The organism is Acinetobacter sp. AOR14_HL, from assembly GCF_027855175.1.
In the GTDB taxonomy this organism is placed as follows: Bacteria; Pseudomonadota; Gammaproteobacteria; order Pseudomonadales; family Moraxellaceae; genus Acinetobacter; species Acinetobacter calcoaceticus.
Window position 1 is genome coordinate 112,456 of sequence record NZ_JAKTII010000011.1, and the last position, 11,983, is coordinate 124,438.

Annotated in this window: 11 protein-coding genes; 8 read left to right on the forward strand and 3 right to left on the reverse strand. The window is 34.0% G+C overall.

Annotated features, from left to right (window positions below; genetic code table 11):
• The 6 genes from MKL38_RS10680 (at nt 1) to MKL38_RS10705 (ending at nt 6,178) form a co-directional block, all read left to right on the forward strand.
• Nucleotides 1-2,358: a hypothetical protein gene (locus tag MKL38_RS10680; protein WP_270903243.1), complete on the forward strand. Its 2,358-nt coding sequence runs from the start codon at nt 1-3 to the stop codon at nt 2,356-2,358.
• Nucleotides 2,355-3,035 carry a hypothetical protein gene (locus MKL38_RS10685; RefSeq protein WP_270903244.1) on the forward strand — a complete coding sequence of 227 codons (681 nt, stop codon included), beginning with the start codon at nt 2,355-2,357 and terminating at the stop codon, nt 3,033-3,035. The genes MKL38_RS10680 and MKL38_RS10685 overlap by 4 nt, the downstream gene beginning before the upstream one ends.
• Before the next feature lie 133 nt (nt 3,036-3,168).
• A complete protein-coding gene (locus MKL38_RS10690) occupies nt 3,169-3,651 on the forward strand; it encodes a hypothetical protein (RefSeq protein WP_270903245.1) in 483 nt (160 codons plus the stop codon).
• A gap of 202 nt (nt 3,652-3,853) precedes the next feature.
• On the forward strand, nt 3,854-4,471 hold the full coding sequence (locus MKL38_RS10695; RefSeq protein WP_270903246.1) for a hypothetical protein: 618 nt from the start codon (nt 3,854-3,856) through the stop codon (nt 4,469-4,471).
• Between the two features lie 135 nt (nt 4,472-4,606).
• Nucleotides 4,607-5,347: a lysozyme inhibitor LprI family protein gene (locus MKL38_RS10700; RefSeq protein WP_270903247.1), complete on the forward strand. Its 741-nt coding sequence runs from the start codon at nt 4,607-4,609 to the stop codon at nt 5,345-5,347.
• Nucleotides 5,348-5,452: 105 nt separating this feature from the next.
• The gene (locus tag MKL38_RS10705; RefSeq protein ID WP_270903248.1) at nt 5,453-6,178 is read left to right on the forward strand and encodes an SH3 domain-containing protein; all 726 of its coding nucleotides are present in this window, start codon (nt 5,453-5,455) and stop codon (nt 6,176-6,178) included.
• A 64-nt stretch (nt 6,179-6,242) separates the two neighbouring features.
• Here the strand turns inward: MKL38_RS10705 and MKL38_RS10710 are convergent, their stop codons facing one another.
• Complete coding sequence (locus tag MKL38_RS10710) at nt 6,243-7,586, reverse strand: PGAP1-like alpha/beta domain-containing protein (protein ID WP_003654142.1); 1,344 nt, start codon at nt 7,584-7,586, stop codon at nt 6,243-6,245.
• A gap of 211 nt (nt 7,587-7,797) precedes the next feature.
• On the opposite strand from MKL38_RS10710, the gene MKL38_RS10715 reads away from it, so the two are divergent.
• Complete coding sequence (locus MKL38_RS10715; protein WP_270903249.1) at nt 7,798-8,379, forward strand: YqiA/YcfP family alpha/beta fold hydrolase; 582 nt, start codon at nt 7,798-7,800, stop codon at nt 8,377-8,379.
• Nucleotides 8,380-8,393: 14 nt separating this feature from the next.
• A complete protein-coding gene (parE, locus tag MKL38_RS10720) occupies nt 8,394-10,277 on the forward strand; it encodes a DNA topoisomerase IV subunit B (RefSeq protein ID WP_270903250.1) in 1,884 nt (627 codons plus the stop codon).
• A gap of 119 nt (nt 10,278-10,396) precedes the next feature.
• Here parE and MKL38_RS10725 read toward each other — a convergent pair whose 3' ends face one another.
• Together MKL38_RS10725 and alc are read right to left on the reverse strand one after the other, a co-directional pair.
• Nucleotides 10,397-10,900 (reverse strand): ureidoglycolate lyase, encoded by a 504-nt coding sequence (locus MKL38_RS10725; protein ID WP_045433810.1) that lies wholly within the window; start codon nt 10,898-10,900, stop codon nt 10,397-10,399.
• On the reverse strand, nt 10,897-11,907 hold the full coding sequence (alc, locus tag MKL38_RS10730) for an allantoicase (protein WP_270903251.1): 1,011 nt from the start codon (nt 11,905-11,907) through the stop codon (nt 10,897-10,899). Before alc ends, MKL38_RS10725 begins: the two co-directional genes overlap by 4 nt.
• Nucleotides 11,908-11,983: the final 76 nt, after the last annotated feature.

Genomic DNA, 11,983 nt, shown 5'->3' on the forward strand with positions numbered 1-11,983 from the left:
ATGAGTTATTCTGAAGAATTTATTGATTTCATCGCAACTATAAAAGGCGAAGCAGGTATTTGTGGAGACATTTCAAAGAGAGCCGTTGCACATTGTATAATGAACAGAATAGGTTTTGGTGAATGGGCTCAACACACAAGTATAATGGGATATTTAAAAAATGATTTTGATGCTTTAACAGATGAAACTGATGCTGTTCGACAAGTTAGATTGGAAATGAAATCTAATAAAATTTCTAAATCTACTCAGCATATTATTGATTTGGTGTCACCAATTTATAATAGACAAGAAGAGGATTTTACAAATGGCATCGTGCTGTATTGGAGCCCAAAAGCACAAGCACAACTACATAAAGATAAGCCAAAAATTTATAAGTATCCACCAGCATTTGTAAACTCTGAAACGGAAAAAGTTGAAATAAAAGGTACTGAAAATGATGATATGAGTTGGCATAGATACAAAGGTACTTCACGGTTTTACTTGCAATTTGTAGATAAAAGTACTCGCCCATTAGCTAACTCTAGAGTAGATATCGGTTACAAAAAAACAAAAGTAGTGCCAACTCTTAGTAATTTATTGACAAATAGTCAAGGAAAAATTAGATCTATTTTAGTGAAAGGAGGATGGGGAGCAAGGATTACCGTTGATGGAGAACCTGTTGTTGATAATAATAAAAAGCCAGTACTATTAATTGCTAATGGTAAAAATCATTCTGCGGTTTTGGTGGTTGCAAATGGTATAAGTGGAATCAAATCCCAAACAGATATCCATACCCAACAACCGACTTCTTCGCAGAAATCGGAGCCTGTGAAAGTAGACAATAAAGCAAGTGTTGAGCAAAACTCGAAAGTAAGTAAAAGTAATGATCAGCAAAAAAATGTTAATTTTAGTATTAAGGTCATAGACAGTGAAAATAAAGCGATTCCAAATTTTTCTTATTTTCTGAAATATAAAAATGCAGAAAAGAAGCATAGTGTAGGTGCAAATGGTATTGAAAATAGCTTAACAGCATTAAGTGGCGAGGAGATTACATTTTTAATTAGTGGGCTAGACTCAAAACAAGAAATTATTCGTTTTACAGCACAAGAAGGTATGGGCGAAAAGACGATAAAGCTTAATTTACATACTTTTAATATTCTTTTCAGACATAAAGATACGAAAAAACCTATAACAAATTTGAATTTAATTCAAAAATATAGAAATCAGATAAAGCAAAAAAAGACTGATGGTAATGGAAAGATAACTGTTAGTGCAATGCCAGGATTCGAGCTGAATTATAAATTAAGAGATGAAAGGAATTTATTAACTATCAAAGTTGATAAAAATAAATCGCTTCGTATTATTGATGTTGATTCTTCAGCAATAGAACAAGCATCAAAAAATATAAAGACAGGTGCTAGAGTTGTAGAAATACCTCAATCTAAACAACCAGTTCCTTCATCAAAACATAAGCAACCAGTTGATAAGCCAATTGAAACTCATGACTCTACTTCTAAGAGAGATGAAAATACTGCGGTAAGTAAAGATGGTCATCCCAAAATGGTGGTTAATGATAGTAGAGAAGTTGAATTTACAGTTTTAACTTATGACATTAAAACTAATCAATTATTTAATGGTGGTAGTTATATTGTTGAGTATAAAGGAACAAAACGTAGTCATGTCAGTGGTGCAAATGGACTAGGTAAAAAAATTCATAAGGGAGTAATAAATGAATCTATTAGAATTATAGTTTTGGAATCCAATAAAGAGAAAATTATTTTTGATGGAAAAATTGAAAATAGTATGGCAACGATTAATTTGAAAATTCAAAAAGCAGAAGTAGCTAAGGTTGAAGGAGTAAGTGTTCTATTTAGCGGCGTGAATGAAGAGTGGAGACGAAATATTGTTTCTGAAAAAACCAAAAAAATATTAGCATTTTTAGCTAAAGAAGCGGGAATGACTAAAATACATATAACAAGCACAATTCGTACAGCTGAATCTCAAGCTAATGCAATGTATAGTCAGAATATTAGGTATACTGCGCCCGGAGAAGAAGTAAAAAGAGTCAGAGATGAATGTAAAGCCAAGAATATGACGAAGGAACAAACTATTAGTAAAATGGTAGAGAAAATTATTGAATTACAAAAACAAAATAAAAAAGTTTCCAAACATTGTGTCAGTACTGAACAATATAACAAGGTTAATGTAGTAGATATAGGATTAAATAGTAATGATTTTGGTACTAATAGTCATTTGAATGCACAAGGGAAAAAATTTAAGCAAGCCTGTAAGGATGCTAAGCTTAATGGTATCATTAGTGGCTTTATTTCTGGGGATGAACCAGGAGAAGGTGCAATGCATATAGAGATAACTCAATGAAAAATACTTTATTATTAATACTAGCCTTATTAATTTCTGGATGTTTCAATACAGCTAATACAGCTAATACAGCTAATACAGCTAATACAGCTAATACAGCTAATACAGCTAATACAGCTAATACAGCTAATACAGCTAATACAATTTATTATTCATATAAAAAATGCACTTTAAAAAATATTTGTAATGAATTTAATTATACAAAAAATCAAAACAGCTATGCATTGTTTGCTTATAAGCCTCCTGTAGATGAATTTTATATAAAAATAAAAGATAATAAATATTATGTTATATATAAAAATATCTTTTCAGAAGGTGTTGAAATGGGGTGGGCACAAATGAAAATAGTTACAAATAATGAAAATAATCTAGTTATGGAAACTAATAAAATATTTCAAACTTTAGGAAACTATAACTCAATAGGCAGTGGTGATAACTCTGATTATGTTCCCTCGAAAAACTATAGAAAAGATATGTATATAATTAATGACTTCTATGATGGCTACTCTTTCAAACAATATCAAAAATTAACTTTCATAAAGAAAAATAAGCAGCTTTTACTTGATTGTAAAAGTTATATGAAGGATTTAGATCCGAAGAATAATTATTCAGGCATGTTCTATAGCGTTTGTTCTGATAAGGAAAAAATTTATTTTAAAGAAATTCCAGAGTTATAACCTAGGTTGTTTTTTTACTATATTAATTCTTTAACTTTATACCAAAAGCGGTAAGTTTTTTACTTTTATAAATTAGAGAGACTAAGTAATTAATATGAGAATAATATTTAGTATTATATTTGGCTGTATGAGTATGTATAGTCATTGTGCTGAAAGTTTAGTTAAGCAAAACTATTTAGACTTTAACTCAGTAAACTTAAAAGACAAATCATATATCATTGGTAATAAATACTCTGATATTAATTTTTCGTCAAAAGGTATAGCAAAAGATCAAATAGGAAACTGTACAACTTTTTCAGATTTTAATAATAATATTTCATATACTCTTAATAATCAGAAGTTAGTTGAAGTATTAGTAGGAAGTGAAAATAAAAGTATATACACGTCAAAAAATATACGGAATGGTATGGTTGTTGAAAATATATACAAGAATTATAAAGATTATAAAATTAAAAAAATAAAAAGTGAGGGGGCTGGAGATTCACAAGATGATTATACTTTCATAGTGACTGATAATTTACAGAAAAATAATAGTTTAATTTTTGATGTTGTGCATGGGGAAATACAAGGAATACACTTAGGAAAAAAAGGATTTGATTTATCCGATTGTGAATAATATTGCTTACACCTAATCTTATTTAAGTAATAAGATTAGGTGTAAGATGATATAGATTATTATTAATTATATTTAACTAAAATCTTTGATATTAAATTACCTAAAAAATTGTTGAGCTCCAAGATTAAAGACCAAAGGTTTTAATGTATTTTATTTCAGCAGATGTACCTAGTGAAGGTGCTATGCACATAGAGATTATGCAATGATGAGCAGATTATTTCTTTTATTTGTAATTAGTTTTATGTATGCCTGTACAACTGAAGCGGACCAGCCTAAGTCAAGTAATACAAAACTTTATTTTTCATATCGAATCTGTGAAAAGTCAGGAAAGTGTAAGAATTTTACACCTACAAAAAAGATGGATAATTATCTCTTTAAAAGACTTGATCCTGCATATGATGAATTTTATATAAAAGATAATAATGGTAATTTTACCTTATATTATAAAAATGTTTATAGTGAAGATGTTCAAGTTGGATGGGCAGAAGCTAAAGCGGATAAAAATAATAGTAGCGAGTTGAGTTTAAATATTGATAAAGTTAACCTAGCCTTGGGTGGGATTGATTTTATAAAGAATGGATATGCAACTAAACAGGCTGAATCAAAGAATTTTAAATCGGGAATCTATTATTTAGCTGATAATTATACGGGTGCTCCATATTATCAAAAGCAAAAAATAGTTTTTAAGAAAAATGCTAAAGATTTAGTATTGGACTGTAATAGTTATTTGAATAATCCCTCTGTAAAAAATGAATCTTATGGAGTGTTTTATGGAGTATGTTCCGAGGGTGAGAAAGTATATTTTAAGCAGGTAAAATAATTTAATTTTTATTTTTAAACCTTAAATATTTTATTAAAAATAAATAACTTAGATGTGATAGTTGCTTTTAGGATTAGATACAAAAGTATAAAAATAGAAATTTGTCTTAATATTTTTTTATTGAAGGTGTGTATAGTGAGAACTAGTTTTATTAAATTTTATAATTTTTTATTGGTTTTCAATGTATGCATTTCCTCAAATGCTGCAGATTATAAACCACAAGAGTTAGACGATAAAACAATATATAGTAATAGTGAGCATGATCTGAATAGTATATATTCTGATATAAAAGGCTATATCATTGATAATAAAAATGAAGTTAAGTATCTTGTAGACACTCAACGTTCTTGGTTGAAAAATAGAAATTTAAAATGTAATTTTAATGGAAAAGAAGCAAATAATGAAAATTATAAATGTCTGAGTGATTTTAATAATTCTAAAATTAAAGATTTAAGAATATCATACCTAGACTTTGATAGTTTAGAAGGGAACTTAATAAAGCCATTCAAGTATAAAGATGGTGTTATAAAAGAGTTAGAAGTAGGTGGGTGTTATTGTAATGAAAGTGCAATTAAGATTTTAAAGAAAAAGATTTATATATATCAAGCTTGTGATAAAAAATTAAATGAAACACGTATATATAATATTGTTGGTAAGAAAAAAGATGAATTTTCTGTAGAGTATCAAATTGATGCTAACAACAATAAAGTCCCAGAGTTTAATTTGGTCTTTATCACTAATGGAAAAAATGTTTGGAATATTGTCCCTAAGATTTTTAGAAAAGAAGACTTATTAAATTTAAATTTTAAAATTGGCTATACAACTGATGCGAATTTAAAAAATAAGAAAACTGATTGTAATGATTATGAGGAGTAATTGTGAATTATTGGAACTTTGATTATATTTAATAATAGTAATATTAGCTAAAAGATAATATTACTATTTTATTGAAATATAAATTCAAAATGGAACTTATCCTAAATGATGAAACAATTTAAATTTATAATTTTTACTATTCTTATGAATGGGCCTATAGAGACTTCATGGGCTGACTTTGGATTTATTCAAGATAAGGATGGGTACGTGAATGTAAGGGAAAATTCAAGTTTAAGTTCAAAAGTTACGTCCAAATTAAATAACAATGAAATTGTTTCTTGTGTTATGGATGAAGGGATGAATAATTTTTGTTTAGTTAATGCACGTAATGGTGTAACTGGATTTGTTTATAAAAATAGAATAAATAATTTTAGTGGCTTTACTTCTATTAATCTATCTCAATATTCTAGAGAAAAGGCTGTTTATACTGATAAAAATTTAATAATAGAAGTATATGCAAGAAAAGCTATTTCAGATCCTAAACTTTATAAAATTTTTAAAAGTGAATATAAGTATTTTAATGATAAACCGTTCTTTGGTACGGATGGTCGTCTACCTGACAATAATTTTTTACAACTTGATAAAATTATTATTAAAGAAAAAGATAACAGAATAGAAATCAGTAGAACTGAGCTTGAGCAATATTTTTTCCCTAAAGATGGTATCGATGGGGGCAAGAATGAGCTTGCTGATTTTAAACTATATTACTTAAATAATAATATTTTCATTCTAAATACTTTTAATAATGGTGGTGCAGCAGCATATAATATCGTTTTAAATATAAAAAATGGAAAACTAGTTGCCAATAAAGCTTGGAAGGTTGAAATTTAAAAATATTTTCTTTCTTCTACAAAAGCTAATTAATTAGAAAAGCCCAACATAAGTTGGGCTTTTTTTACGTCTCTACAATTCCTTCTAAATCTTCGAGGGTATAGTTCGGCATATCAATAATATGAGTTTGAATACCTTCTTGTACATAATCATTCGCATGAGGATATAACCAACGAGTGATCTGTTCAGCAACGCTCGAATGATACTGAATTTCAAAATGATTTAAGCCATAAAACACGGCTTTATGCGAATCTGGAACTTTGAGCTGAAAACGTGGATTTGGATGCTCGCCTAGTGCACTTTTCACACTCACCAAGTAATCACCAATCACAGTAAGCGCTTTATTGCGTACTTTTTCAAACTCGAGTGTTCCTGCCACTAAAAAAGTATTGATATGAGAAGGCAAAGGAGCAGGGGCACGGTTATCATCCATCATGCCAATTCGGGCATCCATATATTCCCAATCGTCATCACGAACACTACCGTGGCGTAAGTCTAAAATACCGTTACTCCGAATATTAACCAGTTGACCAAGTAAACCTACAAAAGGGAACGCGCCAAGTTTATCTTGTATGGTAAAACCAAAGCGCTCCAAGACGGCGCCATGATGTGGGGAACCAATACACACCAGATTTTCAACCATATGAATCCATTGGTACATATTTTGTTTACCGTAGAACAATGCACTACGAGAAACCAGCCCACCCATACTGTGGCCAATCACATCAATGCTGGTAATTCTTGGATTATTTTTTACGAGATCTTCTAATAAGTTTGAGAAACTGCGTCCATTGGCCGAAATACGTCGACCTGTATTGTAATTTAAATACAGCATGGTGTTATGGTCACGCTGGGCTAACAGACGCTCTCCAATTCCACCATAATGGGCGTTTGACCAAGTCAGATGATTCATACACAAACCATGAACCATAATTACAATACGGCCTGCAAGCTCACCTTGCTGTATAGCTCCGTAGTGATCGTATAACACTATTGGTAGAGCGAGAGGACTATGCTGTTTAAGTAGGTAATCCCCAAAAACACCATTCAAAATTCCTACCAAAAAATGTAGGCTTGGGGTGAGTGGTTTTTCGTGAAGTGTTGGATATTTTTCAATAATGCGACGCAAACCAGGTGCTAAAAAATAACGACCATATTTTTGTAAAGCGCCATAAGAAAATTGATATGCCTTTTGTACAAATGGTCGTTTTTGAAAGTTTTTAGCGTTTTGTGTGCTAATACCAAAAGCATTTTTTAAGACTTCAATATTAATAACTTGTATTAATTCATGTACACCATTTAAGCTGGTGCTGAACAGTTGAGCTAAACCTTCTAGTACGTCTGCCTGACTCGGTGGCGTACGATCCCATTTACAATAAGTTTCATGTAGTGGTGTTAAGCTCGGCATATCTTTTCCCCATATACGTTATAACCGACGTTTTAAGCTGTACTTTTTATCAACGGCAGTAAACGTTTCCATCTTAGTAGTTTAAATAACACATTTTTTTAAAATACTGATGAATGGTTAGTTGAGTGGTTTTTCTTGTCTAACAATTGTGCTTTTCTATACAAACTGAGAACAAAATTGTGAAATTAGTCTCAATTTAGAGGGAAAATATATGAATATTATCTACCTCCATGGCTTTAATAGTAGCTCTCTTTCAATTAAAGGGCTAAGTCTTAAGCATTATTGTAGCGAATTGGGCATAAATGTGCATTTGCCAGACTTAAACAGATCTCCTGATCTAGTGGTTGAGCAAGTTTCAGAGCTGATAGAGTCTTTACAAGATGTAGCCTTAGTCGGTAGCAGCCTTGGCGGGTTTTTTGCGACATATTTTGTCGCGAAATATAATGTTCCAGCTGTACTGATTAACCCTGCTATGCAACCATGGAAACTGTTTGATGAGTTATTTCAAGTTGAAAGTATGCCCTATGTGGTGAATGATCAATGGTCAATTGACCATGTTCAGTTACGGCAGTTAGAACAACTGGAACTGAATCAACCTGAAAATGCTGACAAAATACTCGTCTTATTACAACAAGGCGACGAAATTTTGGATTATCGTCAAGCACAACGCTATTATAGTGCTGCAACGCCATCCTCATTGATTTTGACGGATGCTCATGGCAATCATGCTATGGAAGATTTTGAAGAAAAATTACCGTTAGTGATCGAATTCTTTGCGCACACCATCAAATAAGGAAAACGTACAACGTGACACAATATACGGCTCAATCGCTTGAAGTTCTTTCTGGTTTAGACCCTGTTCGTCGTCGTCCAGGGATGTATACCGATACGACTCGACCTAACCATTTAGCCCAAGAAGTTATTGATAATGCTGTTGATGAAGCATTAGCTGGTCATGCCGACAAAATATGTGTCACGGTTTATAAAGATGGTTCGTTGTCGGTTGAAGATAATGGCCGTGGTATGCCAGTCGATATTCATCCTGAATATGGCCAAAGTGGTATCGAAATCATTTTAACCAAGCTCCATGCGGGTGGTAAGTTCAGCACCGATAACTACCAGTTTTCAGGTGGTTTGCATGGTGTGGGGATTTCAGTTGTAAACGCTTTATCAACACGTGTTGAGGTCGAAGTTCAACGTCAGGGTAACCTATACCAAATGGCCTTTGAGCAAGGGGAACCAGTAGCACCTCTAGCTATCTTAGAAGGTAAAGCACCGAAACGTGCGACAGGTACAACTGTACATTTTTGGCCAGAAGCGAAATATTTTGATAGTCCGAAATTTGCTTTAAAAGCCCTTAAACATAATTTAAAAGCCAAAGCTGTTTTAGCAGCAGGCTTAAAAATTATCTATATCGATCAAATTAACGATGAAAAAATTGAATGGCAATTTGAAAATGGCCTCGTCGATTATTTGATGGATGAATTGCAAGACCGTGAAATCTTGCCAAATCCAGCTTTTGTGAGCAGTGGACAAGCCGATCGTGCGGCATGTGAATTTGCAATTTGCTGGAATGTAGAAGGTGGTGAGCAGGTTCAAGAAAGTTACGTAAACCTAATTCCAACCGCACAAGGCGGTACTCATGTGAACGGTTTACGTTCGGGGGTTACCGAAGCGTTACGTGAGTTTTGTGAACTACGTAATTTGCTACCACGTAACCTCAAACTATCCGCAGAAGATGTTTGGGATGGTGTGAACTATATTTTGTCACTCAAGTTCCAAGAACCACAGTTTTCAGGTCAAACCAAAGAGCGTCTTTCTAGTCGAGAAGCATCTAATGTTGTTTTAAATATTGCCAAAGATGCTTTTTCACTTTGGCTAAACCAACATGCTGAAATTGCCATGCAATTGGCAGAAATGGCGATTTCTAAAGCGGGTCGTCGTTTAAAAGCCGCGAAAAAGGTTGAGCGTAAAAAGATTGTTTCTGGTCCTGCTTTACCGGGTAAATTGGCTGACTGTGTGGGGCAAACTCGCGAAGACAGTGAACTCTTTATTGTGGAGGGTGACTCGGCAGGTGGTAGTGCCAAGCAAGCACGCGATAAAAACTTTCAGGCCATCATGCCAATTCGTGGAAAAATCTTAAACACATGGGAAGTTTCTTCAGATGAGGTTTTGGCTTCTCAAGAAGTTCACGATATTGCGATCGCAATTGGGGTAGACCCAGGTAGCGATGATTTATCCGAGCTACGTTATGGCAAAGTTTGTATTTTGGCCGATGCGGACTCAGATGGTTTACATATTGCCACTTTGTTATGTGCGCTATTCGTTAAACACTTTCCGACACTGGTGGAAGAAGGCCATTTGTATGTGGCGATGCCACCATTGTTCCGTATCGACATTGGTAAAGATGTCTTCTACGCCTTAGATGATGATGAACTCGAAGTCATCTTGAAAAATGTGAAAGGCAATCGTAATCCGCAAATTACCCGATTCAAAGGATTGGGTGAGATGAATGCGATTCAGCTACGTGAAACCACGATGGATCCAAACACACGCCGCTTGGTGCAGCTCGATCTTGACGATGCTCATTTTACGGCAGGTTTACTCGATAAATTACTTGCCAAAAAACGTTCAGCAGATCGTAAGCAGTGGCTTGAGCAGAAAGGTAATCTCGCCGATATCACCGTTTAAAATAGAATTAAAAAAATCCCCGCTTAATAGGCGGGGATTTTATGTAAACCTAGATTATTAGAAATCACCACAACGATTGTTGCCATTAAACTAAAATATACAGATCTGTATATTTTAGTTTAGACCGTAATTTTTATAGCGTGTGGAAATTGAAAAACATCACAATTCGCTCCGCCTCCAATTCGATCCACTACTGCAAAATCACTCGGTGCTTCAAAGGTAAGCAAAGGATGATGCCATGTACCTGCCCGATAATTTATGCTTTGTTTTCCATTTGAAACAAATGCACATAATTTTGAAATATCGGGAGTATTCTCATCCAAAGCAGGTGCCACAATAATTAAAAACTTTTGCTGTTGTAATGGAATAAATGCCTGAGAGCCTTTCGGATGACGCTCTAGCATTGAAATTTCTAAAGGTAAAACGCTGGCCTTAATATTACGAAAAATACTAATTCCTGCTTTTGCTTCACCTTCAATTTCTGTTTCAACGAGCGCGTGGTAGCGCTCGGTGTGTGCATCATTAATATGAAAAAAGTCATGCCCGTCACAACAAATGACTTCTCCGAATGGCTGAAAGCTCTCAATGGTTAAGGGCTGAATTTGGACATTATTCATGATCATGGCTGGGCAATTTTCCCCCATAAACGGACACGGCTAATACCACCATCTGGAATCATGTTGATGCGAATATGAGAGATTTTTTGATGCTGTAAAATCTCATTCACATATTCATGAATATGGTCCATTTGCATAGGTTGAGCTTCAAGTAAATAAGCCCAGAACATACTCTGTGGAATCAATTGTGCATCGGTTGCATTTTCAAGGTAAACCGCCTGAATGGATACTTGGGCAGGGAAATTACCTTTAAAGTGAGCTGTATCAATTTCAAGCTTATCAATTTTCCCGCCTTTACCTAGAGCAAGAATACACCAGTCATAACCTGGTGCTCGGCGGCGTTTGGTTTCCCATCCATCGCCCATGTTGATGCCACGGCCGGGATTAATCAAATTGCGCGGATGTCCAAAATGGGCATCGCTATAGGCAACTACACGACCACCATTTTCGAGGGCTAATAAATCGAGTGTTTGCTCGCTATCAGTCACCTGAATATGAACGTCTCCATAGACACGTAAACGGGCAATACCGCCATCTGGGAAAATATTGAGGCGTATATGAGTGAAAAGTGCATCATTATTGACCATAAAAATATGATGCTGGCTTGGGCCGAGTTCAGTATTTTCTAAAACACTCTCCCATTTTGCCCCTGTAAGGTCATCATTTGGTGCATAACAAGCTTCTAATGATGCAGATGCTGGATAATTTCCTGTGAAAAAGCTGGTATCGATATCAAGCGCACTGATTTTCCCACTTACACCAAGCTTCACAATACACCAGTCATAACCTGCGTGACGTTTACGGCGCGTTTCCCATCCATCCATCCATTTGCCGTTGTCATCGAATTTATCTTCAACAAAAACAGGTGCTTCAAATTGCAGCATACGCTTTGCTTCTGCGAAGAAATCATCTGAACACTCAATGACTTGTGCACCAATTCGGGTATCTGCCAAATTGGTTTTCATATTCAAAATTTCAGGAAGTTCAAAAGCTGGAGCGTGCAGTGTTGCCATAATGGAGTATCCGTATTTCTTGTTAAAAACATGATTTTTCATTTAAAACTGCCCTAACACTGAGCATGTTAAGATG

Coding starts and splice junctions, on each gene's coding strand:
- MKL38_RS10680 (WP_270903243.1), top strand. CDS start 1: ATGAGTTATTCTGAAGAATTTATTGATTTCATCGCAACTATAAAAGGC.
- MKL38_RS10685 (WP_270903244.1), top strand. CDS start 2,355: ATGAAAAATACTTTATTATTAATACTAGCCTTATTAATTTCTGGATGT.
- MKL38_RS10690 (WP_270903245.1), top strand. CDS start 3,169: ATGTATAGTCATTGTGCTGAAAGTTTAGTTAAGCAAAACTATTTAGAC.
- MKL38_RS10695 (WP_270903246.1), top strand. CDS start 3,854: ATGATGAGCAGATTATTTCTTTTATTTGTAATTAGTTTTATGTATGCC.
- MKL38_RS10705 (WP_270903248.1), top strand. CDS start 5,453: ATGATGAAACAATTTAAATTTATAATTTTTACTATTCTTATGAATGGG.
- MKL38_RS10710 (WP_003654142.1), bottom strand. CDS start 7,586: ATGCCGAGCTTAACACCACTACATGAAACTTATTGTAAATGGGATCGT.
- MKL38_RS10715 (WP_270903249.1), top strand. CDS start 7,798: ATGAATATTATCTACCTCCATGGCTTTAATAGTAGCTCTCTTTCAATT.
- MKL38_RS10725 (WP_045433810.1), bottom strand. CDS start 10,900: ATGATCATGAATAATGTCCAAATTCAGCCCTTAACCATTGAGAGCTTT.
- alc (WP_270903251.1), bottom strand. CDS start 11,907: ATGGCAACACTGCACGCTCCAGCTTTTGAACTTCCTGAAATTTTGAAT.